Raw genomic sequence first — 23,730 nt, 5'->3', positions numbered from 1 at the left:
TATTTGAGAAGAATTCTCAATTAAATTCTGTTATAGTGTCACCAAGGAGGAATTTCAAAAATGGAAATTTACGATATTACGATTATTGGTGCAGGACCTGTTGGCATGTTCGCAGCTTTTTATGCTGGCATGCGTCAAGCGAAAACCAATATTATTGATAGTTTGCCGCAACTTGGCGGACAATTAACTACCTTATACCCTGAAAAATATATTTATGACATTCCTGGTTATCCAGCAATCAAAGCGGTTGATCTTGTCAATAATCTAAAAAAACAATTGACCACTTTTAATCATACATTTCATTTAAATGAAGAAGTGATTTCACTTTCCAGAGAAGATGATATCATCGAGATCACAACTACAAAAGGAATCCACTATTCAAAAGCAGTGATCCTGACACTAGGAAGTGGCTCATTCCAACCGAGAAAGCTGAATTTAGAAAATGCGGATATTTATGAAAACCACGGATTAGATTATTTTGTGAACGACTTGATGAAATATGCAGGGAAGAAAGTTGCCATTGCCGGCGGCGGTGATTCAGCGATCGACTGGGCATTGATGCTTGAACCGATTGCGAGTGAAGTGTATTTGATTCATCGAAGAGAAGCTTTTAGAGCCCATGAACATAGCGTCAACCAATTGAATCAATCATCCGTCAATGTATTAACGCCCTATTTGATTGAGGAATTATCCGGTTCAAATGGTGAATTGACAGATATTCGCCTTAAAAAAGCCAGAACCGATGAAACCATTGACCTTATGATCGATTCATTGATCGTCAACTATGGATTCACTTCCAATTTAGAGCATTTATCTTCTTGGGGACTTGAAAGTTCAAGAAATGCGATCACTGTCCATTCTGATATGTCCACTTCTATTCCTGGTGTTTATGCTGCTGGGGATATTTGCAGCTATGAAGGAAAAGTCAAATTGATTGCCACAGGATTTGGGGAAGCACCGACTGCTGTCAATAATGCGTTGCACTTTATCAATCCCAAGGAACGTACACAACCTGGTCATAGTACTAGTCTTTATGATAAAACATTTGGAACAAATTAACTTGTCTATTGTCGATAGAAAAATTGATTCTTGCTTTTTATACGTACTACGTTACCATTATATATAGATAGAAAGAAGATACGGAGGAATCAAAAAATGGTCATAAAAACAGAAACGTTAGAAGAAAAAGCCAGAGATCTCCTAAAACAACGTGGAGTCACGATCGAAGATATCGCTGAATTAGTGATGTTTTTGCAAAAAGATTATATCTCAGATTTGAGCTTAGAGGATTGTGCGGAAAGTATTAACGCAGTTTTAACAAAACGCGAAGTCCATAATGCGATCATTACAGGTATTCAATTAGATATCTTGGCAGAACAAAAGCAATTGATGGCCCCGCTACAACATATCATTGAAGATGATGAAGGGTTATATGGGATCGATGAGATTTTAGCCTTATCGATCGTCAACGTCTATGGAACAATCGGTTTTACCAATTACGGTTACATCGACAAAGTAAAACCAGGGATCTTAAAACAACTAAATAGTCACGACGGCAAAAACGTTCATACATTTTTAGATGACATCGTAGGAGCGATTGCCGCGTCTGCTGCAAGCCGTTTGGCCCACCAAGAACCTGAAAAACGGAGTCGTTTGACTCAATAAACAAAAAAAGCATCCATAAAATCCTTCTGCGATTTTTATGGATGCTTTTTCTATATCAAATCCTGTGTGCTTATCACACTTTCTTAACTCTTGCCTTTTTTCAGTTCTCTTTTGCCTATGAATACCATCAAAGCGAATAGTAATTCAATCAGCACGAAAAACAAAATGAAGCAATGCATGAAGTATTGCTCAGGTAAGACATTGATAATGGGGTCTGTCCGAGGATCGAACAACCAATCATCATTGTTGAAAAATGTTTCGTGAAACACAATGAAAAAACGATCAAAGCCGATCAGCATGAAAAAACCAAAAACAAATGGTACGATCATGCCGATTTGAAACGGACGAATCAATCGCCACAAGCGTTGATCTTTCTTCAGTTGACGAAGAAACAAGCCGCTAGGAATCAACGTAAGCAGTAATACCGCATAATTGACCATGAATAATAACTTTACTTCATAAAAATGATGTAAGCCACTCGCTGACATGGGAAAGTCTGGAAGTGCCAAGACTTGTTCAAAAGGATTATTTAAATACATCATCAACTGATCATAATTTTTGAGTAATGTGGCCTGATCCAACGAGGTGTATTCTAAAATATTCAGATGTCCGATATCAAACACATAAAGTGGCCGAAAATTGATCGTTAGTGTAATTGCTAAAGTGATCAATGTCAGGAACAAACTAACAAACCCTGCATATTCCACCCATTGCCATCGTTTGTTTTTCATTCGTTTAGAAACTCCATTCATCTAGAGATTGCATGACGAAAGTCGCAGGAGTTGGCAGATGTGACAAGTCTTCTTCTTTAGTAAAACCTGATAGTACAAGCAGTGTATCGATTCCATTACGAATCCCCGCTTGGATATCTGTCTCATAATTATCTCCTACCATGATGACTTCTTCTTTGTTCAACCCTAAAATCTCCACCGCTTTATCCATGATGATTGCTTCTGGTTTTCCGATATAGATAGGCGTCTTTTGTGTCGCTGTTTCTACAAAGGACACAACGGAACCTGCCCCAGGTAACAATCCTCTTTCTGTTGGAATGTTCTTATCAGGATTCGTACCGATAAACGTTGCTCCTTTTTGGATCGCTAACGTTGCTGTCACTACTTTTTCGTAGGTCAAGTGATTGTCTAACCCTACTACGACATAGTCTGGCTGCTCTTCTTCCCAAACAAAGCCCGCATCCAAGATCAAATCCGTCAAGCCAGCTTCGCCGATTACGAACACTTTATTGCCTTTCGCGTCTGATTTCATGAAATCGATCGTCGCTAAAGAAGCAGTATAGATTGTTTCTGGTGACACATGGATATCAAACTCTGTTGCTAAACGATGTGCCACTGTTTCAGGTGTTTTCGTTGTATTATTGGTTACGAATAAAAAGGGAAGTCCCTTTTCTTGTAACTGCTCGACAAAGCGTTTACCTGCGGGGATCGGTTCTGTTCCTCGATAAATCGTTCCGTCTAAATCGATCAAATAGCCTTTATAATTCATAGGATCATTCTTCCCTTTGTCTAATAGTAAAATTTTTCTTAGAAGTTGATTTTGTTGGACGTTCTGCCGCTTTTTCAGTTGTTTTTGTTGTTGTTTTATTGCTTGCTGGTTTACGATTTTTGATTACAGGTTGTTTACGCATCGATTCAACTGGTGCTTTTTTCTCATCGATGTGCGCTTGATTGTTGCGATTTTGATTTTTTTTCTTTTTACGTCGTTGGGTATTTTTTTCTTTTTTCCCGCCAACTCGTTCAATGACAAAATACGCACAACCAAAATTACAATATTCGTATAAATAATCTTCTAATGCATCGATTCGCTGATCTGGGTGAGCACGTCGATTCGTGGCATCAAAAAAGCCTTTCAAACGTAGCTGTTCATAGCCCCAGTCTCCTACGATGTAGTCGTATCTGGAAAGCACTTCGCTATATCTTTCACCAAGCTTCTCAGCATTGAAACCCTCTCGATAATCCATGACGATGCGATAAGGTCGATCACCGATCAAAAGATTCGTTTCATCTGTCAATGTGACGATTTCTCCTTTGATTTTCTCAGGTTTCGTTTCTTCGATTATTTCTTCTAAAACCGCCGTCACTTCTTCAGTCACTGTTTGTTCGTTTGATTGATCGGCCGTTTTTTGACTCTCTTTTTTGTCACTAGTATGTTGTTTATTTTGTTTCGTCGACATGCTTTCACCACCTATTCCTCTATTATACCTTCTTTTTCATTGGTTGGGTAGTGAGCATTTAGGTAGTCTCCCACTACTGTACGGATAAATTCAGGGAACAAAAACTCGACCTGTCCGACAATTTCAATCGTTGGGAAAAAAGGAACAAACATCAAATGGTCCACCGTAGTAACGGTATAGCTCTTTTCTCCCTCAATCGGTTTGTTTTTCCAAAGAACCGCTCGATTGACCGGATCATAAGTGATTCCGCTATAGAGGATCTCGCCAAATATACGTCCACGAAATCCCATCCCTTTAATGGGGAAATTTCTTAAAAAGAGTCGGCTTTTTTCGATTTCTAACACTAAACGAATCATATCCGATCCTTTCAACGTGACGTTGATCAAATGCATCGGATGAGGCAACGCACTATGGAGTTGATCTTGATCGACCAGACCTTTGGGTATGCTGTTCAAAAACAACCCACTATTTAAAAACGCTGCTTCTGTGTTTCCTCTTTCTTTCACTGCTTCTAACGCAATTTGGATAAAGGAATGTTCAGCAAACGGATCAAGCGATAAGTCAAATGGGAGATCAGCGACTTTCTTTTGTGCCAAAAGTGCATGTCCTTGTTGAAGATAACCAGTGATTTCTTCTTCATCTTCCAAAAATGCTGTCATTGACTCTGTCGCAATCGCTTTGGCATAGTGCGCGATGATTTTTTTATTTTCCACTGTAAGATGCACTTCTCCAACATATTGTCCAAATTTTCCGGCAGCGGCTAATTGGACCTCATTGACAACTTTCCCATCAATAAAAAGATGATGCGTATGTGACCCTAAAATCACATTGATTGCAGGAATCTCTTTAGCAATTTGTAAGTCATCTTGGATGCCTAAATGGCTCATCAAAACAAGAACGTCTACTTGCGGACGCAATTGCTCAACTAGTTCAGGCAAGAGGTCATAAGGCTGACGGATATCCCAACCATTTGGACTATAAGTCAATGGGAACGGCGCAGTAAAAGCGATCAAACCGACTTTTGTTCCTTGCTCGGTTTCGATGATTTTATACGGTTTTGTCCACTCAGGAGGTTGCAAGGTATTCTTATCGAATAAGTTGCTGAGCAGCACATCGAAGTTTGCATGGTCATATAAATGATTCAATTCATTTTTTGAATTGCCCACACCTTCATTATTACCTATCGTTGCTGCGTCATATCCGACTGCATTCATTAGTTCAACATTCGCATGACCATTTGTCGCTTCTGATAGAGGATGCCAGCGATCAACAAAATCTCCGAGATCTACCGTAATTGTTGTTGTGTTGCTTTTTTTCTCATTTTCACGTTTTTTTTGCTCAAGGTATCGTCTGATCCTTGGCCAATTTTCAAGATGAGAATGCAAGTCATTCGTGTGTAAAAGAACGATTTCTTCCATTGTTTAGATCCACCTCGCTTTTTTTCATCATACCATAGCGTTGCGCTTTGTCCACATGGAAAGTTTTTGCATAAAAAAGAAGATGCTCAGACTTTTTTACAAAAATCCAAACACCTTCAACTCGCTTAAAAGCAAAAAAATAAGCCCTCATAGGCTTATTGACTTCAAATCAATCAGACACATGGCGGCACCTGCTTAGTGCTGCTTCCTTCCGGATCTGACACGCTTCACAAGCCCACCATTGTCCTAGCCTTTCGGCAAAGAATAGTATACCGCATTTCGTTATCTTTGGCTAGTCCTTTTTTGATTTCTTTTTTTTCGCGCGTAAATTCCTAAAAAACGCTGATAAAAGTTCCCCACATTCTTCTTCTAAAATACCACCCTCTACATAAGCTTGATGATTGAAACGCTCATCTTCGAGTAAATTCATCAACGTTCCGGCGGTTCCTCCTTTTGGATCAAAGGCGCCAAAGTAAACTTCTTTTACTCGGGAAAGAATCATAGCACCACTACACATCGGGCAAGGCTCTAACGTGACATATAATTGTGTCTCTCCTAAACGCCAACTTCCTATCGCCTCACATGCTTCTTGGATCGCTATCATCTCCGCATGGGTCGTGGCATTTTGCGTTGTCTCTCTTAAATTATGTCCCCGCCCGATGATCTGACCTTCATGGACGACGATGGCACCAATCGGTACTTCTGCCAGAGCTTCTGCTTTTTTTGCTTCTTCGATCGCCACACGCATCCATTCTATTTTGGTTCGTTGTCCTGTTTCTTCCACCTGTAATCCTACCTTTTTTTAGATTTACTCATTCTACCTGTCCAAAATAGTATAACTGGCTTTTAAGAGAAGCACAAAGAGTTTTTCCTTATAGCCCTGTCCTATGGTAAACTAATGGATGAGGTGAAGCGTATGAACACAGAAAAGTTACTTGGATTGTATCCAAATGCACAAAAAAAGAATGCACCTTCTCCTGATGAGCACATTCTTTCTCTAATTGTGGAAGACTATTTTTTATGGATCGACAAGAACTCTTTGTCTGCTCAAGAAGAGAATCTTTTGAAAGCGTTATTCCAAACAACCTATTCATTAGAAAATCATCCTTGGTTTCATTATTTATTTGAGGAGCAGGCGTACGTATCTGAAGAAAGTTGCCGGATCATCCAGTTACATCTTGAAAAAAGAGCAGAGTTTTTACAAAAAGAGTGGCAAGAAACGATCGCTGAACTCTTTCCGGAAGCACTTGATTTTTTTCTCTATACGGAAACAGATGGGTTGATCATTGAAAGAAAACACCCCAATTATTTGAATACTGCGGATCTAAAAGGCATCTTTTTATCTCTTGATGTCGATTTTGATCTGACGACACAAGCATTTGTGGGTTCATTCCACACATCTGGACAAAATCTAACCGCCATGTTTGATGAAGAGCGAAAGATTTTTTTGAACAAACAAACGCAGATACAGGTCTCCGATCAAACGACCTCTATTCAAGAACTTGCCTTATATTACTATACTAAAGAGCTAGTCACTTCTAGCCAACTCACCAACGAGTATCAAGAAATAATCCGAGGATTTAAAATGGAAGAGATCATCATTGAACTTTGGAAAAATTTCGGAAATATCAGTTCAGCTGCTAAACAGCTATTCATGCATCGGAACACCCTGCAATATCGGATTGAAAAATTTGACGAACAAACAGGCTTTAATTTAAAAAAAGCGGATGATTTACTCTTTTGTTATCTTCTTTTGTTACACACGTGAACTACTCGCCACTTAGCTAACCCTAACGGTTCTTAACGCTTGAAGTGGGAGTTTCTTGGGAAGAGATCATACTTGTAAGCGTATTTCTTTACTCACAGCGGTTTCTCTTATTGACCAAGCGATCTCCGTAGTTCCTACGGTTCTTATTTGTATCTAAACCAAGTCTTTTATTCGCAGTCCTTCGTTCAGAATATTGATACTCGCATTGATATCTCGGTCGTGATGCGTTTAAAAAAGGCACAAGCAGCAACCTTCATTGCTGCTTGTGCCTTTGTATAATCAATCGATCAATTGAATGAAACTAGTTTTTACATCATTTTTTCAACGAGTGACATCAGACGGCCTTTTGCATCCTCTGTTGAGTCTTTGATGGAATCACCATAGACAGAAATTTTCTTTTTGCCAGATTTTATCTTTGCTAACATTCCCATCAATGAATCTAAATCGCTATCTGATAAATGGTCAACGACATCTAATAACTTTTCATTTCCATCAAATTTGTCGTACACGAATTTTTTTACTTTTGTACGGTTACTTAAATGATGGATTTTCTCGATCACTTTACCAGAAACAACCACAGCTGTTGCGACACTTGCTGCTGCTGCGACACTTAATCCAATCGTTACTTTTGTTGATGTTTTCATAATTATCAGCTCCTTTTTATCTATCACAATCATATCACAGTAAAAAAGATAAGCGAACTAATTGCTATGGCGCCTATCGCTGAAAGGACAAAAAATGATACAAAAAGTAAATTGTGTCTTATTTTGATTGTCAGGGTTGCCGTTTTATATCAGTTAGCTGTTCGACGATTACCGATACCAGTATTTTTTGTTCTAAAAAAAGCATCTCTGTTTAAGAGATGCTTTAACCAACATCAACCAATCGGAGCATATTGGATATTTGTTAGCATTTCAGGCAAATCGTCTTCTAACTCTGCTAATTTATTCCAAATCAACGTCATTGTTTCGAAAAATTCTTTTGAAGACTTGTCTGAATTCAAACTTCCTAATGCGTTCAACCAAAGTAGTTCGAGTAAATAAGCTTCTTTGATCCCCGTATGCTCTCTAACAAATTCTGAGAAGGTACGTTTGAACAAGGAGGCCATATCTAATTCAGATTTGATGACTACCCCTCTGATACTCTCATGAATCGAGAAAAATTCCTTTAATAAATGAACGATACTAAAAAAATCGTCAATGACATATTCTGCTAAGTATCGATCAAAACAGATCGTAATCTCTTCGATAATTTTTTCTTTTAAAATACGGATTGATTTAAAATGTGCATAGATCGGGTAAGTAGAACATCCACAAAAAGAAGCTAAACTTCTTGCTGTAATTGTCGATAACCCATTTTCTTCAGCATATACCATGCTCTTGAATAGTAAATACTCTTTACTAAAGTTCGTCACTCTTCCCACGAAACCATCCATCCTTTCCGATTATCTCTTTCATATCCGGCAATGATTCTGTCTTTAATTTTCCCCTACTCTCCAGCGCATTTCACAGTAGGAAAAACTTATGTAAACCATGAAGAAACAAGTTTTGATAAAAAAATAACGATAATAACATATTTTGGGGGTTAAAATATGTCCCTTTGTAATAGAAGCTTGATTTACCTAATACTTCGCCAAAAATCAAAGTTTAAAAATAACAAAAACATCAATTAAATAACGATATATCACTATAATCAAGTTTATTTGAATGATTCCAACTTGACAAAATAAGCAAAGAAATAAACAATAGAATAGATAACTAATTATTATTTCTTAAAATAACAAGTTATATAATCAAAATCTATTACTATGTGAGAATATCATACATTGAAAACACTTTCCACTCACATTTTATGTCACTATCGGTACAGCAATTGTAAGAAAGGAGTCCATTATGTTAATCGACGCTAAAAAGAAAGAGTTATTAGTCCTCTATACGATTTCGCAAAAAAGTCAATGTACGTTGAAAGAACTGGCAGATGAATTAGCTATTCCTAAACGGACGATCAAAGAATTGATCCGAAAATTGAATACGACGATTGAACAGCAATTGAATACCTCTTCCTTTATCTCCTCTACACATAAAGGGGAAATAACGATAAGCGATGACTACCAAGAAATAAAAATGATGATTTATCATAAGATCAAACTTCTTTATTTAAAAGAGTCCAACCGTTTCAACTACTTATTACTTATGGTCAATTATCCAAAAACGTATGTTCCAAAAAAATATTTACTGGAACAACTGTACATATCGCCCTCTTATCTAGAAAAATTAACACGCCAATTGAATGAGACACTTCAAGATTTCGAGATCGAGATTGTTTCGTCCCACGGCTGTTACTTGTTCAAAGGAAATGAATTATTTATCCGGCTCTATCTATTTTTTATTTTATCTGACGCATTCCAAGGATTGGAATGGCCGTTTGATAAATTTAAATTGAGTCAATTAAAAAGAGAGAAGCGATTATAAAAAAAATTGCTCGTTTCAAAACATTCGTTGAAATATCAAGAAAATCTCTATTTGTTGATTGCTATTTTCACACTTCGTACGCAACAATCTGCTTTGATCATGCCTGAATCCAATGAGGTCTATGATATTTTAGAATTATTGCAGCAGGCTCAAGATGTTTCTGGTAGTTTTAAACACCATTTGTTTAAACTTTTACCGCAAGAAACTGCAATTGATGAACTCTTACATTTTAATTTTTTGATCTATTGTTTTTTTCCGAATCTCATCTCTAGTCAGCAGAAAAGTTTGATTGGTTACATGTTGACGAATAAACGAAATCGTCTATGTAATCAGATCACCTTGTTAACAAAAGAGCTAGCTCAAGTTTTTCCGGTGATCTCTTCTTCTGAAAAAAGGTTTTTCTATAATTATTATTTGATGCTTTCTTTGGTTTCCATTTTGATGTTAGGGCATACGACCCCGTTTTTCTACTCGTTGCACTTCCCTAAATCAGCACTTGAGATCGATGAATCAAATCAACAAATACAACAAATCAAGCAGATCATCTCGGAAGTTTTCCATGATCATCCAAAAAACGCGTTGATCGTTTATTATTTGAGCGGCTTGGTCTATAACCTTTTACAATCGGAAACAAATGAAAAATTATTGATCTATGTACAAATGAATAAAACACTTACGGGGAATTATTATATCCAAAATCGGTTACGACAAGTGTTTGATGAAAAAATGATCCGTTTGACTGAAAATCCCGAACAGGCAGATTTGATCGTGACTGATTGGTTTGATAAGTTTCATCAGACCAGTAAAATCTTTTATCTTGATCCTAATAAAGAAAAAGATTTATGGGTGGATCTCGTCACAAAGATCCAACAGCTCTATGTCAATAAGATGATCTGATCATCACAGCTAGCCGATTCTCCTAAATAAAAAGGTTCTCCAAAATAAAAAAAGTGGCTCTATAATAAAGTGGACTGATGAATCAATTCTGATTCGTCAGTCCACTTTTTCTTTTTGGGTATTAAAAAACATATCGTTCTCTAGTATGATTAAATCACCACAAAATAAACAACTGAGAGGACGATATGCTCTATGGAAAATTCTATCAAAAAAATGCTCCGATTAACAGATAAATATTTAACCATCCAAGATGTTTCTTACGAAACGTTCCATCAAACCAATACTTTAGTTATTGACGCAGTGTTAGCTCCTCCTACTTCTGCTTGTTTGACTTGTGGCTCTGCCGTGAGAGATTCGAAGGGGAAAACGGTCATTGTCAAAAATGGCAAGAAAATGACCTGCATTCGTTTCGATCAATTCAACCATTTACCGCTAATCATGCGGCTGAAGAAACAACGTTATCACTGTAGAAACTGCCATACCCATTGGACAGCCCAAAGCTATTTTGTTCGGCCAAATCATTCGATTGCCGAGCATGTAAAAATGAAAATCATTGCTTTACTCACCGAAAAGGTCTCCTTATCTTTTATCGCAAAGCATTGCCAGGTGTCTATTCCAACGGTGACGCGTATTTTGAAGTCGTTAAAAACCTATTTACCAAAACAAGCCAAGCGCCACCTGCCCAAAGTATTGATGGTCGATGAATTTCGTTCCCATGTATCCTCAGAAGATAAGATGAGTTTTATTTGTGCCGATGGGGAAACCGGGCAATTAGTTGATATCTTACCCACTCGAAAATTGTCTCGGTTGACCACTTATTTCCAGACATGTGTGAATCCATCTGACGTCGACTATTTAGTTACTGATATGAATGCGGCGTATTTTCAACTAACAAAAAAAGTATTTCCTCATGCCAAACTGGTCATTGATCGTTTTCATGTGATCAAACACATGAATCAAGCGTTCCAAGATTTTCGTGTCCGTGAAATGAAACGCCTGATTGCTTCGGGCAATCGGACAATGCCAAGGAAATTAAAAAGCCATTGGCGCTTACTCACCAAAAATCGGAAGAATATCAACCACACAGAATATAAAACTTGGCGTAGCTTTCGTGCCCCAAAGTATCCTTACCTGACAGAAGCCATGGTGCTTGACCGTTTATTAAGTGCTTCAACTGCCTTGAAAGTCGCCTATCAAGCGTTCCATGAACTAGCGGATGCCTTTCGTGACAAAGACCACGAGTCATTTTTCACTCTCTTGCATCAGTTACCAGAAACATTAGATAAAGAATTTCGGCTAAAACTACAAAATCTTCTGAGCTATGAAGAAGGGATTCGTCATTCTTTGATTTATCCTTACTCTAATGGGAAAATTGAAGCAAAAAACACCCACATCAAAACACTCAAACGAGTGTCTTATGGCTTTAAATCATTTGAGAACATGCGCATCCGAATCTTTTTGACGAATCAAGTCATTCACGTCAAATAACGAAGAAAATCCGGAGAAGAAGTGTTCACTTCTTCTTCCGGATTTCACTTGATTGCACTCATCAGTCCTTATTGACAAAGAGCCAAAAAAGTGAGTGGATCAGCGCAAATGGCTGTCACTCACTTTTATTCATTTCCTCTAGTCTCGGCGATTACCACCGAAGATCAAAATCAATCGTAGTAATTGCAAGAAAGTAGATGGCGCTGCTGCAACGTAGGTCAAGGCAGCCGCAAATAGCACATGTTTTGCCATTGGTACCTCTTCTTCTGTCAGCAAGCCACCTTCACTTAAAATTTGGATGGCTCTTCTTGACGCATTGAATTCTACTGGTAGCGTAACAAGTTGAAATAAAAGTGCCAATGAAAAGGCAAAGATCCCGATATTGATCAATGTTGCATTCCAACTAAGCAATACGCCCACCATAATAAGCGGAAATGAAATCATCGAGCCAAAATTGGCAACAGGCACTAGAGATGCTCTGATTTTCAAAGGAGCATATCCTACAGCATCTTGGACTGCATGCCCACACTCATGGGCAGCCACACCGATGGCAGCAACTGACGTTGATTGTGCAGTAGCTTGCGACAAACTCAATGTTTTATTGCCTGAGTTATAATTGTCTGTCAAATCACCGGCAATTTGTTGAACGCCTACATTATTGATTTTTTGACTTTGTAAGATGAACTGTGCAGCTTGTGTCCCTGTCACATTGTTTGTGCTTCTGATTTTATCGTATTTACGAAAGGTACTGTTGACGTACGCAGAAGCGATCCCAGAGATAGCTAATCCAGCAATAACTAAAAGAAACGTTGGATCTAAAAAACCATATAAACCATATCCATACATTATCGTTTCACCCTTTCCTCATTACATCTATTTTATCATTGATCTAGTAAAAAAATTGTGAAAAGACTTTGAATAATTTATCCTTTTTTAACAAATTCTGATTTCAGCTTCATCGGACCAAACCCGTCGATCTTGCAATCGATATTATGGTCGCCTTCAACTAAACGGATATTCTTCACTTTTGTGCCTTGTTTGATTGGTGAAGATGCACCTTTCACTTTTAAATCTTTGATAACGGTCACGCGATCACCGTCGGCTAAACGATTCCCATTTGCATCGAGAACGACCAAACCTTCTGCTTCTGTTTCTGATTCTTCTGAAGGGGTCCATTCATTGCCACATTCAGGACAAATCAATAATCCTCGATCTTCATACGCATATTCTGAGCCACATACTGGGCAATTTGGTACTGTCATGTTGTTTCTCCTTTTTGTTCGTTATTGAGCAATATTATAACGGAAAAATAACAGTTTGAAAAGAGTAAGCTGGTATTGGCAATCATTGTTTGACTGCCTTGATTTCTTGACATTGTTTGTCGTCTCACAGACACCTGTAAAAAGGCAATCAACTCCAAGTAGTGAACTAGAACTTGAATGATTTTTTCAAGTTTCTCTTTACTACTTAGAGCTGACTTTTAGCTGATCTTTATCGCGAATAATTGCTACACGCAACTTGTATTTCCTTGTAGATCTCTGCCACTTCTTCAAGATCACGAGCATTTGCGCCACTCGCCAAAGGATGCCCGCCACCATGATGTCGTTTTGCGATCTCATTGATCACTGGGCCTTTTGAACGTAAGCGGACACGATAATAGCCTTCTGGTTGCTCCACAAAAATTGCCCAAGCTAACACTTCATCAATGACACCTGGTAAAGAGACAACAGAAGCGGTCTCTGAATCATCAATGCCATACTTTCCTAATAACTCTTGTGACAAGATCACTTTTCCGGCGCCTGTTTCATCGACTTCGATCGTCTGATAGACACAACCGGATAATTTTGCTACTTTCATAGTGATCTGCTCGATTTCACGATTCAGTTGGCTCGCATCGAACGAGTAGTTTCTTAAAACTGCCGCAATTTCTAATGTGCGACCTGTGGTTGAAGGGTATAAAAATCTTCCTGTATCTCCAACGATTCCTGCATACAATAAACGGGCAGATTCACTGTTCATATTCAAATCATCAGGAAACATCAAAGCAAATTCTGCAATCATTTCACTACAACTGCTGGCTTTCGTGTCCACCCAAAGCAAATCTCCATAAGGTTCGTCGTTCGGGTGATGATCGATTTTGATCACCTTTTCGCCTAACGAGTAACGCTTATCATCGATTCGTGGTGCATTTGCTGTATCTGTGACAATGACTAATGCACCTTTGTAAAAAGCATCGTCGATTTCTTGCATTTCTGTTAAATAAAGCAACCCTTCCACGTCTTTTCCAACTTGGCGAATGTCTTTATCTGGAAAACTGTTACGTAATAATTCGGCCAATCCGACTTGTGACCCTAAAGCATCTGGATCAGGTCTTTGGTGGCGGTGAATCACGATTTTTTGATATTTTTTGATTTCATTCAAAATCATTTCTTGTATAGTCATTTTCTTTCCTACTCTCTACGAACGTTCCATCACTTGGCAGACGACAATGGCTTTAGCCACGATCGTATTTTCAATAAACACTTCTATATCAAGTTTAGCAGATCTTCGACCGATTTCTAACACTCTTGGTCGAATATCTAGCTCACTTTCGATCTGGATCAAACGAAGGTAATGCAGATTCATTTGCTCTAACAAAATATTTCGGCGTTGGTTCATGATCATTGTTTTTTGGGCAACATCTGAGATGATCTCACTTAATACCCCAAAAGAAATCGTTCCAACTCCCGTCACCATTTGTGGAGAAACTTCAAATTTGAACTTAGGGGTAGCCAAGCGGTTTCCCTCACGATCTGTATCGATCGTTTGGATTCCTCCAGAAATCTGATCAGAGATCGTATCAGCGATTTGCGGTTGGCGTTGTACCAGTTGCATCGCCTTCATCACATCTTGTCGTGTAATCAACCCTTCCAAGGTCAAATCATCAGAAACAACAGGCATGACTTCTAAGCCATCCCAGATCATTTGGTGACCGACAGAAGCGACACTCATCGTCTTCTTAACACTGATCGGGTCTTTCGTCATCACACGATCAATCACTTGGGTCGGCGCTTTTCCTACGACGTCTTTTGCAGTAATGATCCCCATTAAACGCATATGATGATTGACTACCGGAAAACGGGAATGTTGCGTTTCTTCTGAGATCCGTTGATAGTCGGCTACCGTGTCAGACTGTAACAAGTAATGTGTTTTCTGAGTCGTCAAATAAATGTCTCCAACGAGCATGATATCTTTTTTGATCAGTTGATCGCTAAGCGCTCGGTTGATCATTGTAGCTACGGTAAACGTATCATAAGTCGTACGTAAAATCGGCATAGCCAACTGATCGGCTAATTGCGCAATCTCAGGCGTCGTATCAAAACCACCTGTGATCAATACCGCTGCGCCATCTTCAAGAGCTAACTTTTGCACTTCGGTACGGTTACCGACGATCATCAATGAACCAGGAGTGATGTAGCGTTCCATGGCGTGTTCCGTCATCGCACCGATGACAAATTTATTCAGTACTTTATCTAAGCCGACCGAACCGCCTAAGACATCACCTTCAATGATCCGTACGACTTCGCCGAATGTCAAACGTTCGATGTTTTTCTTCAACTTGCGTTCGATCCGAATAGTCCCCACTCGTTGGATCGTTGAGACCAGACCGATGTTTTCAGCATCTTTGATTGCTCGGTAAGCCGTCCCCTCGCTGACATTCAATTCTTTCGCAATACTCCGGACCGATATTCGATTCCCCACAGGCAGGCTTTCGATATATTCTAAAATCAGATCATGTTTTGTTGCCATCTCTTTCCCCTACACTTCCAGCGTTTCAGAAACGCTCATTATTTTTCCTTCGTTGTCTGTTAATAAATCGATGAATACTTGCGGATCTTGTTCAATTACAGGGAAGGTATTGTAATGGATCGGCACCACTTTCTTGGCTTTTACTCGCTTCGCTGCACGAGCCGCATCCTCAGGCCCCATTGTATAGTTATCGCCAATCGGTAAAAAGGCTACATCGATCGTAAACTGTTCCCCTAAGAGCGCCAGATCACTAAAATCGGCGGTATCCCCCGCATGATAAATCGTTTTCCCCTCTGCTTGTATCAGGATACCACTTGGCTCTCCCATATAACGTGGGATACCATCGATCTCAAGACTTGAGCTATGTTGAGCGTGGACAAATTTGACCGTGCCAAATGGAAACTCACGCTTGCCGCCAATATTCATCCCAAAAGAGTTTGCTCCTTGTTGTTGTGCATAGTTAGCGATTTCGACAATACTAACAATAGTCGCCTGATTATTTTTCGCAATCGGTAACATGTCCCCAATATGATCGCTATGTCCATGGGTGACCAGTATCCAGTCCGCCTTGACGTCATCCACCTTTAAATCAGTCATAGGATTGCCAGTAATAAATGGATCTATCAGCACTTGTTGGCCATTTTGCATCTCTAGAGAAATACAAGAATGTCCGTGATAAGTAATTTTCATCTTCTCACTCCTCAACATTTTAGTCACTAACTCTCTCAATTTCGGTTCGATCATTCACACATTTAGTAGTACAGTATATCCGACTTTATTGTAACAGATAACACAGGTTGTACCAAGTAACAAGTGGGCATGAATTTTCTAATGCCTCTCTAGGTTAGCAAGTATTTTGTCTATGTTTTTCATGATGAACTGACCAAGTCCAAATGGTCATCTGTTACTTTACTAAAAGAAACAAACTTACTAACCAATATTTTGTTATAATCTTTCGTTTGACAATAAAATAAAAGAGAAATACCATTAAATCTATAATCAAAAGTTGAGTAGCTGATGTAATATAACTATCTAAAAATCTAGGAGGAGCGCTTTGGAAAAATATCATTCAAAAACATTCACTGTCATTCGATTGATCGTATACATTATTTGTATTATAAATTTTTACCTTCACTTCATCAGCAATCATTTTTTTAAATGCTACGTTCACGTTTTTATCAATTGTCTTTATCATCTACGACATTTGGGATATCGTCAGAACTGGTAAAAGCAATAAAAGGGCATGATAGCAGTCATTCTATTCTTCCTAAATCAAATCGTAGCCCACTCTTAAAATCATAAGAAAGAGCCCTAGAAAACTTGAACACGCAACTTTCTAGGGCTCTTCTTATTTTTCGCAGCTAAATCCTTTGATCATCTTCTAAAATAAGCAATTTTTTTAATATCTTTTCAGCATTGAACAGACCATATTCTTGCTTGTCTATCACTTGGATAACCTTAGCAGGATACTCTTCCATGATCTTTTCTTTCATCGAAGACAGTTCTGGAGATAACAGGATGATATCGGCAGCCTTAGCAAACTCATCCAATTTAGAAATACTGTGCATTTCAACCTGTACGAGTAACTGTTGCTTTTTTGCTAGATTGTTCATTTTAGTCACTAACAGGTTGGTATAAAACGTGCTATCTGCACTCATCGACGTCAAACCAAATAGTATGATCTGCTTTTCTTTCTTTTGCTCACCCAGACATTCAGTTTCTTTTTTCATTGTTATCCCCTCCAGCTTTCATTCTAGTTGTTGAACGATTTACACTTACTTTATTCATAAAAATATACTTAGGACATTTAATCAATCGTACCTGTTTGACAATAAATTATATTCGTTATTCAACAATTTACCACGAAATAATCCCTTTGGCCTTTTTTATCATAAAAAGCCGTTTTGACGTCATAATATGAATCCAACAACTCCATTCATTTGAAACAAAAAGCTGTACCAAACATGTTCAACACCTGAACATCCTTGATACAGCTTTATTTCAATAGTTATCTTTTGCCGCGACGTTGTGTGGCTTCCATGATGACTGGTAAGATCACTGGACGACGTTTTGTTTGTTCAAACAAATAGCGGCCTAATTGGTCACGTATTTCTTGCTTTAACTTGCTCCACTCAAAATCATCGCTTTCTAAGTGTTTTCCTACGATGCTCTCGATCATGTTGCTACTTTCATTGATCAAGTCGCGACTTGCTTTGACATAGACAAAGCCTCGTGAAGTGATCTGTGGTTTTGAGACGATTTTCTTTTCACGACGACTGATCGTCACTACTGCAACAAAAATGCCGTCTTCCGATAAGATTTTACGGTCTCGTAAAACGATGTTGCCGATGTCCCCGACACCTAGTCCGTCGATCATGACATTTTCAGCACTTGTCGTACCTGCCACGCTCATTCGATTGTTTTTATATTCCAAAATATCTCCACGTCCTGTGATATAGATATTTTTGTATGGAATACCAACCGCATGTGCTAAGTCGGCGTGCGCAGCTAATTCACGATATTCTCCTTGAACTGGGATAAAATACTTCGGTTTCATGAAGTTCAACATCAATTGTAGATCATTAGGGTTCGCATGACCGGAAACGCGCAGATTATCAGAGATCTGTTTGACCGTTCCACCTGCTCGATAAATGATATCTTCTGTTTTTGCCACCATTGTTTCCATCGCAATACTTGGTGTCGTTGTGATATAAACAAGGTCGCCTTCTTTGATTTTGATGTGACGGTGTGCACCATTCGCCATTTTTTGCAATGACTTGATTGGTTCGCCCATACGGCCTGTTTCTAAAATGATCAGTTCTTCAGGCTCATAGTTTTTCATATCTTTTAATGTAACGAGCAGATCTTCACTTGGTAATTGAAGTTTTTCTAAGCGCATAGCTGTACGGATGATCCGTTCAAAATCTTGCCCAGTCAACACGACTTTACGTCCTGCTTTAGCAGCAGCGTCTAAGATTTGTTGGACACGTTGAAGATTGCTTGCAACACAGGCAACGATAATCCGGCCTTCCCAGTATTTGATCGTATCAAATACTTCATCTGCGATTTGGAACTCAGAAGCGACTGGTGTCGCGTTTTCAGCGTTAGCTGATTCACTAAGTAAGGCTAAGACACCTTCTTTACCGATTTCTGCTAAACGGGCATAATCTGTTTGATACATCGGAATCGCCATTTGGTCAAATTTGAAATCCCCTGTGTAAACGATGTTTCCTTCTTGGGTTTTCAAATTGATCCCGATTGAATCAGGAATCGTATGGGTGGTACGGAAGAAACTAACGATCGTTTCTCCGAAATCGATCTCTGTATGCTCATCTACCACATGGAAATCTTTGAATCCTTTTGCAGCATCATTGCGATTGACATTTAGTTTTGCCAATTCGATCGTCAATTCTGTTCCGAACACAGGTACAGAAATTTTTGACAATAAATAAGGCAACGCCCCAATCGCATCTGCGTGACCGTGGGTAAGAAAGACACCTGCCACACGATCAACATTTTCTTCTAAATACGTAAAATCAGGAATCACGACGTCGATCCCTAATAATTCGTTTTCAGGATATTTTAGACCACAGTCTAAAATAAAAATAGCTTCCCCTACTTCTGCAATGTACAAGTTTTTTCCGTTTTCGCGTACACCGCCTAAAGGGATAATCTTAATGGTACTCACAAATTTCACCTCTTCTTATGACATCTTCGTTTAACGATGTCGATTCTCTATTTTATTTAAACGATCCATTTTCTGAGTGCCTGATTTTCGGATGCTCTCATCAAAATCAACACTCCGGCTTTTTTACAGGCTTTTAGGATCTTTTTTGACACAAAAAATCGGGACTGCCCCAGTTGCTCGATCAACTGCTCCACATTATTATACAACAAATCAAACAAATCGCTAGCATGTACGATTGTTTCTGTCTCTATGTTTTTCCCAGACCATTTTCTTCCTTCATTTTGGAAGATACTTTGTCTATTTTAACATAAATTACGCAATAACTATAGAATGTTTTTCATTTCCTGCTTCATTTGACTTGTTTTTTGGCTTTCTGCTGTCTCTGGTCGTTGTCTTTCTTTAAGGTAGGCTTAAGCTACTCCCTTTATTCTGTTCCTTGTACTCATTCGAAAGGAGATCGAACCAATGAATTTTTTCAAACGAGCATTAAAAAGTACCAAGGTAAAATGGGGACGATCCTTGCTATTATTTGCAGTATTTACAGCAATCCTCGTCTTTGTCCTTGCGGGATTAACCATACGTAGTGCCGCACAACAAGCAGCAGAACAAGCACAAAAAGATGTGGGGGCAACCGTCACTTTAAGTGCAAATCGTGAAGCAGCTTTCCAAAAACAAGAAGATACCACAGATTCTGAGTCAGGTGGTAGACCTGATCCTGGAAGTTTTTCACTCACGCCTGTTTCAGTCAGTGATGCCGAAAAGATCGCCGCTCTAGATAATGTGGCAAGCTATTCCTTTGAAAGTTCTGCGACAGCTTTAGCAAGTAGCGGCATTACCGCCATTTCAAGTTCTGATAGCACTGAAACGTCAGAGGAAACAGAAGCTGACACGATGCCAAACGATGAAAATATGGGTGGTGGAATGAATGGCAAACCACAAATGACTCAAGCAGATTTTCAAGTCAGCGGTGTATCTGACACAGCACAGACTAGCGGATTTACAGATGGCACAGCAAAAATCATCGAAGGTGAAGGCATCACCGAAAGCGATAAAGATACCAATAATGTAGTGATCGATTCCACTCTCGCTAGTGCTAATGACTTGGCCGTTGGTGATACTTTTGTTGTTACTAGCACAGAAGACGAAGACACCACTTATGAAATGACGATCAAAGGAATCTATGAGTCAAGTGAAACAAGCAGTAGTATGGGCATGAACTTCAATTTCATGAATCCAGCAAATACTCTATATACTTATTATACGTTTGCTAACACATTGAATGGCTCAACAGATGAGGAAACGATCGATTCTGCGGTCTATACACTTGCTGATCCGAATAAAATGGAAGCTTTCATCACCGAAGCTGAAAAACTGATCGATACGTCAACATTCAGTCTGCAATCAAATGATACGATGTTCCAAGCAATGCTTGAACCACTTAATAATGTCGCAAGCTTCTCACAAAATGTCGTCTTACTCGTTGCAGTTGCCGGAATCATCATTTTGACATTGATCATTATGATCACGATTCGTGAACGTCGCCATGAATTAGGGGTATTACTCTCATTAGGTGAATCCCGAAGTAAAATCATCCTTCAATTGTTCACAGAAGTGGCCATATGTATGATCGTTGCATTAGGTGTGGCTTCATTTACCGGAAATGTCGTTGCAAATACTCTCGGTCAACAACTCCTTGATCAACAAACCGAAACAACCACCAACTCACCGAGTGGTCAACAAGGAAACCAAATGCCTGGTGGCGGCAATCGCGGACCTGGCGGACAACCGGGTGGTACGAGTAATCCGTTTACTGTCTCAGAACAAGTAAGTGACCTCGAAATCGCGGTCCAACCCACTCAACTTGGTTTATTAGCAGGTGTCGCATTTGGGATCAGCTTACTCTCTGTTTTCCTAGCCTCCATCGGCATATTGCGACTAAACCCACGAAAAATCTTATTGAACTAAAGGAGGATATTGGATGTTACGTACAGAAAACTTGAGCTTCTGGTATCAAAATCCAGCAGAGGCGCTTTACAGAAATGTTGATTTATCATTTGAGAAAGGCAAGATGTATGCCATATTAGGCGCAAGCGGCTCAGGCAAAACGACCTTTCTTTCCTTGATCTCAGGACTTGATACACCGAAAGAAGGCACTGTTTATTATGAAGACCGTTCGTTAGCTAAAATAGGGTTGCGTAATTATCGTAAAAATGATGTATCGATCATTTTTCAGGCGTACAACTTGTTGCCTTACCTTTCGGCTGTCGATAACGTCATCGCTGCCATGGAAATTTCAAATACGCCAAAGAAAGACTACCGACAAGTGGCACTTGACCGACTCGCACGCGTTGGGATAAATGAAACACTCGCCAACCAGCAAGTGACGAAATTGTCTGGTGGACAACAACAACGTGTAGCAATCGTGCGAGCGATTTGTTGCGAACACCAATTGATCATCGCGGACGAACCAACAGGAAACCTCGATGAAACGACTTCACAAGAAATCGTTCAACTCTTCCAGGAAATTGCGCATGAACAAGATCGCTGTATCATCATTGTGACACACGAATTGGAAGTAGCTAAAAAATGTGATGACGTCATCGAATTAAAAAATAAAATGTTCACACCTATTCATTTTGAATAGCAAAAAAAGCGTCCTACCATTGAGGTGGACGCTTTTTTTACGAAAATTCTCAGCTAAAAAGATTACTTATGGTCTTTTTTTGAAAATTTTTCTTTTACATCTTCAAAACCTTCTTTGATCTCATCGCCGATATTACGAGCTTTGCTCTTGATATCTGCACCTACAGATTGGGCTTTACCTTCTGTTTCTTTGCTTTTGTCGCCTGTTGCTTTACCATAGGCTTCTTTGCCTTCGCCTGCAACTTTGTCTTTCAAATCTTTAGAGCGTCCTTCTAAATCTGCCATAATAATTCCTCCTCTAAAATTTGTCTTATCTAACTGTTTTTAGAGTAACACCAATTATAAAAACAAACAAACAGAATGCTTAAAGCGTTATTTAGTTGTTAATGATTTGTTCAAACGTTCCCCAAACTTTCACTTGTTTCTCTTGAACCATTAGTTTCCCATTGGCAATCACAGTATCGATCTCTAGCGTTTCTTTATCAAGAATACAAAGATCCGCATCCTTGCCAACAGCGATTCTACCTTTTTGCTCTAATTTTAGGATTCTTGCAGGATTACAAGTAACTGCTCGTAAAGCGATGTCTAGTGGAATATTTTCTTTTTGAACGGCTTCTTTTATACCAACAAGCAAGGACTTCGCGCTACCAACGCCCATTCCAATAAACCGATTCTCTTCATCGAAATACGGCAAACTGCCTTGTCCATCAGAGGTCAAGGTGAAATTATCGAGGGAGACTTGCGCTTCCAGTAATTGTTTCAATGCTTTACTAAAACGGACTTCGCCATCGGTCTTCTCCCAAAAATCAGGATCTTCACTTGCTGTGAAATCGATGGTTCCTCCTTTTTTCGCAAATTCGATACATGCCTCTAATAATTCAGTCGTCCGATTCGCATGAGTTGGGTAAAACTGAGTGATCGGAATCTCAGTTTCTTCAACGATTCGATCCAGTAAGTCGAGTTTTCTTTTTCCTCCACCTAGATGGACATTCACGATTCCAGCTTTACCTGATAACATGCCGCCAACACGCGCATCTGCTACTGCGTGAGCAAACTCTTCAAAGGTCGGTTGAGAAGAACGATGATCAGAAACAGCGATTTCTCCGATTCCGATGATTTTATCAATTGTCAAAAAGTCCTTGATCAATGAGTCTGTAACAGTCTTAACTGGTAAGCGATAGGAACCAACATAAACATAGGTAGACACCCCTTCTGCCTCTAACCCTCTTGCTTTACTGATCAAAGCAGTCATATCTCGCCCTTCACCATCTGTCCCGATACACCCTACGACCGTTGTGACACCAGCTGTGGTTAATTGGCTAAGGGTTACTTCAGGCGTACGGTTATGATAGCCACCCTCGCCTCCGCCTCCTAAAATATGGAAATGCGCATCAATAAATCCTGGGGTCAAAATTTTTCCATCCCCTGAAATTTCTTCCACGTTCAATTCCTCGTAACCACCGGATAATCGTTCTTCTAAGGCAACGATTTTATTCCCTGCCACTAACACATCTTTCTTACCAAGATATTCTGGTGCATAGACATCGATTTGTCGAATAAGTTTCATACGTGTCCTCTCCTTTATATAAATCACTGATACTGCCACCATTTTTCAAATGACTGAACAACAAACCATCGAACAGCCGTCAGCTCCTTAGGAAATAAGCGAGAAAATCCAAAATATGAAAATACTTTCGGCTTTTCTCGCTTATTCT

Annotated in this window: 24 protein-coding genes and 1 other RNA gene; 8 read left to right on the top strand and 17 right to left on the bottom strand. The window is 39.2% G+C overall.

The genetic code is table 11. The features are described 5' to 3' along the window. Window positions 1-60 precede the first annotated feature (60 nt). Complete coding sequence (locus DOK79_RS09700) at window positions 61-1,059, top strand: NAD(P)/FAD-dependent oxidoreductase (protein WP_206859003.1); 999 nt, start codon at window positions 61-63, stop codon at window positions 1,057-1,059. A gap of 96 nt (window positions 1,060-1,155) precedes the next feature. Further along, a complete protein-coding gene (locus DOK79_RS09695) occupies window positions 1,156-1,665 on the top strand; it encodes a phosphatidylglycerophosphatase A family protein (RefSeq protein ID WP_206859001.1) in 510 nt (169 codons plus the stop codon). 83 nt (window positions 1,666-1,748) lie between these two features. Here the strand turns inward: DOK79_RS09695 and DOK79_RS09690 are convergent, their stop codons facing one another. The 6 genes from DOK79_RS09690 to tadA all read right to left on the bottom strand — a co-directional run bounded on the left by DOK79_RS09690 (window position 1,749) and on the right by tadA (window position 6,019). Beyond that, complete coding sequence (locus DOK79_RS09690; RefSeq protein WP_206858999.1) at window positions 1,749-2,396, bottom strand: TIGR01906 family membrane protein; 648 nt, start codon at window positions 2,394-2,396, stop codon at window positions 1,749-1,751. A 4-nt stretch (window positions 2,397-2,400) separates the two neighbouring features. Beyond that, the gene (locus tag DOK79_RS09685; protein WP_206858998.1) at window positions 2,401-3,165 is read right to left on the bottom strand and encodes a TIGR01457 family HAD-type hydrolase; all 765 of its coding nucleotides are present in this window, start codon (window positions 3,163-3,165) and stop codon (window positions 2,401-2,403) included. Between the two features lie 4 nt (window positions 3,166-3,169). Beyond that, entirely contained in the window at window positions 3,170-3,853 is a 684-nt protein-coding gene (locus DOK79_RS09680) for a YutD family protein (protein WP_206858997.1), read from the bottom strand. An 11-nt stretch (window positions 3,854-3,864) separates the two neighbouring features. Continuing rightward, the gene (locus tag DOK79_RS09675) at window positions 3,865-5,271 is read right to left on the bottom strand and encodes a bifunctional metallophosphatase/5'-nucleotidase (RefSeq protein ID WP_206858996.1); all 1,407 of its coding nucleotides are present in this window, start codon (window positions 5,269-5,271) and stop codon (window positions 3,865-3,867) included. A gap of 160 nt (window positions 5,272-5,431) precedes the next feature. Next, window positions 5,432-5,528, bottom strand: an RNA gene (ffs, locus tag DOK79_RS09670) — signal recognition particle sRNA small type. 35 nt (window positions 5,529-5,563) lie between these two features. After that, window positions 5,564-6,019: a tRNA adenosine(34) deaminase TadA gene (gene tadA / locus DOK79_RS09665; RefSeq protein WP_206859019.1), complete on the bottom strand. Its 456-nt coding sequence runs from the start codon at window positions 6,017-6,019 to the stop codon at window positions 5,564-5,566. 168 nt (window positions 6,020-6,187) lie between these two features. Between tadA and DOK79_RS09660 the strand changes: the two genes are divergently transcribed. Further along, on the top strand, window positions 6,188-7,039 hold the full coding sequence (locus DOK79_RS09660; protein WP_206858994.1) for a helix-turn-helix domain-containing protein: 852 nt from the start codon (window positions 6,188-6,190) through the stop codon (window positions 7,037-7,039). Between the two features lie 308 nt (window positions 7,040-7,347). Here DOK79_RS09660 and DOK79_RS09655 read toward each other — a convergent pair whose 3' ends face one another. Then, window positions 7,348-7,683, bottom strand: a complete 336-nt coding sequence (locus DOK79_RS09655) for a hypothetical protein (RefSeq protein ID WP_206858993.1) — start codon at window positions 7,681-7,683, stop codon at window positions 7,348-7,350. Window positions 7,684-7,916: 233 nt separating this feature from the next. Continuing rightward, a complete protein-coding gene (locus tag DOK79_RS09650) occupies window positions 7,917-8,462 on the bottom strand; it encodes a TetR/AcrR family transcriptional regulator (protein ID WP_206859018.1) in 546 nt (181 codons plus the stop codon). 469 nt (window positions 8,463-8,931) lie between these two features. On the opposite strand from DOK79_RS09650, the gene DOK79_RS09645 reads away from it, so the two are divergent. The 3 genes from DOK79_RS09645 (at window position 8,932) to DOK79_RS09635 (ending at window position 11,895) form a co-directional block, all read left to right on the top strand. Then, on the top strand, window positions 8,932-9,510 hold the full coding sequence (locus DOK79_RS09645; protein WP_242543343.1) for a helix-turn-helix domain-containing protein: 579 nt from the start codon (window positions 8,932-8,934) through the stop codon (window positions 9,508-9,510). Between the two features lie 6 nt (window positions 9,511-9,516). Further along, complete coding sequence (locus DOK79_RS09640) at window positions 9,517-10,407, top strand: hypothetical protein (RefSeq protein WP_339091911.1); 891 nt, start codon at window positions 9,517-9,519, stop codon at window positions 10,405-10,407. A 192-nt stretch (window positions 10,408-10,599) separates the two neighbouring features. Beyond that, window positions 10,600-11,895 (top strand): ISL3 family transposase, encoded by a 1,296-nt coding sequence (locus tag DOK79_RS09635; protein ID WP_206859623.1) that lies wholly within the window; start codon window positions 10,600-10,602, stop codon window positions 11,893-11,895. 138 nt (window positions 11,896-12,033) lie between these two features. On the opposite strand, the gene DOK79_RS09630 is transcribed toward DOK79_RS09635, so the two are convergent. The 7 genes from DOK79_RS09630 to DOK79_RS09600 all read right to left on the bottom strand — a co-directional run bounded on the left by DOK79_RS09630 (window position 12,034) and on the right by DOK79_RS09600 (window position 19,372). After that, window positions 12,034-12,741: a zinc metallopeptidase gene (locus tag DOK79_RS09630; protein ID WP_206853284.1), complete on the bottom strand. Its 708-nt coding sequence runs from the start codon at window positions 12,739-12,741 to the stop codon at window positions 12,034-12,036. A 77-nt stretch (window positions 12,742-12,818) separates the two neighbouring features. Then, window positions 12,819-13,157: a zinc ribbon domain-containing protein YjdM gene (locus tag DOK79_RS09625; protein WP_206853286.1), complete on the bottom strand. Its 339-nt coding sequence runs from the start codon at window positions 13,155-13,157 to the stop codon at window positions 12,819-12,821. Between the two features lie 229 nt (window positions 13,158-13,386). Continuing rightward, window positions 13,387-14,337, bottom strand: coding sequence for a DHH family phosphoesterase (locus DOK79_RS09620; RefSeq protein ID WP_206853287.1), 951 nt, complete (start codon window positions 14,335-14,337; stop codon window positions 13,387-13,389). A gap of 15 nt (window positions 14,338-14,352) precedes the next feature. Beyond that, entirely contained in the window at window positions 14,353-15,684 is a 1,332-nt protein-coding gene (locus DOK79_RS09615; protein ID WP_206853289.1) for a DRTGG domain-containing protein, read from the bottom strand. A 9-nt stretch (window positions 15,685-15,693) separates the two neighbouring features. Then, window positions 15,694-16,374, bottom strand: a complete 681-nt coding sequence (locus tag DOK79_RS09610) for a metal-dependent hydrolase (RefSeq protein ID WP_206853291.1) — start codon at window positions 16,372-16,374, stop codon at window positions 15,694-15,696. Between the two features lie 671 nt (window positions 16,375-17,045). Then, window positions 17,046-17,414, bottom strand: coding sequence for a PTS sugar transporter subunit IIB (locus DOK79_RS09605; protein ID WP_206853293.1), 369 nt, complete (start codon window positions 17,412-17,414; stop codon window positions 17,046-17,048). Between the two features lie 278 nt (window positions 17,415-17,692). After that, window positions 17,693-19,372 carry an RNase J family beta-CASP ribonuclease gene (locus tag DOK79_RS09600; RefSeq protein WP_206853295.1) on the bottom strand — a complete coding sequence of 560 codons (1,680 nt, stop codon included), beginning with the start codon at window positions 19,370-19,372 and terminating at the stop codon, window positions 17,693-17,695. Window positions 19,373-19,837: 465 nt separating this feature from the next. Here DOK79_RS09600 and DOK79_RS09595 point away from each other — a divergent pair, with 465 nt between their 5' ends. Both DOK79_RS09595 and DOK79_RS09590 read left to right on the top strand, forming a co-directional pair. Further along, on the top strand, window positions 19,838-21,337 hold the full coding sequence (locus tag DOK79_RS09595; RefSeq protein WP_206853297.1) for an ABC transporter permease: 1,500 nt from the start codon (window positions 19,838-19,840) through the stop codon (window positions 21,335-21,337). 13 nt (window positions 21,338-21,350) lie between these two features. After that, window positions 21,351-22,016: an ABC transporter ATP-binding protein gene (locus tag DOK79_RS09590; protein WP_206853299.1), complete on the top strand. Its 666-nt coding sequence runs from the start codon at window positions 21,351-21,353 to the stop codon at window positions 22,014-22,016. Between the two features lie 62 nt (window positions 22,017-22,078). Here the strand turns inward: DOK79_RS09590 and DOK79_RS09585 are convergent, their stop codons facing one another. Next, window positions 22,079-22,300, bottom strand: coding sequence for a CsbD family protein (locus tag DOK79_RS09585; protein ID WP_206853301.1), 222 nt, complete (start codon window positions 22,298-22,300; stop codon window positions 22,079-22,081). Window positions 22,301-22,391: 91 nt separating this feature from the next. Beyond that, entirely contained in the window at window positions 22,392-23,582 is a 1,191-nt protein-coding gene (gene iadA / locus DOK79_RS09580; protein WP_206853303.1) for a beta-aspartyl-peptidase, read from the bottom strand. Between the last annotated feature and the right edge of the window lie 148 nt (window positions 23,583-23,730).

Source organism: Enterococcus sp. DIV1094, from assembly GCF_017316305.2.
GTDB lineage: Bacteria > Bacillota > Bacilli > Lactobacillales > Enterococcaceae > Enterococcus_B > Enterococcus_B mangumiae.
This window is presented reverse-complemented; position numbering and strand designations above follow the sequence as displayed.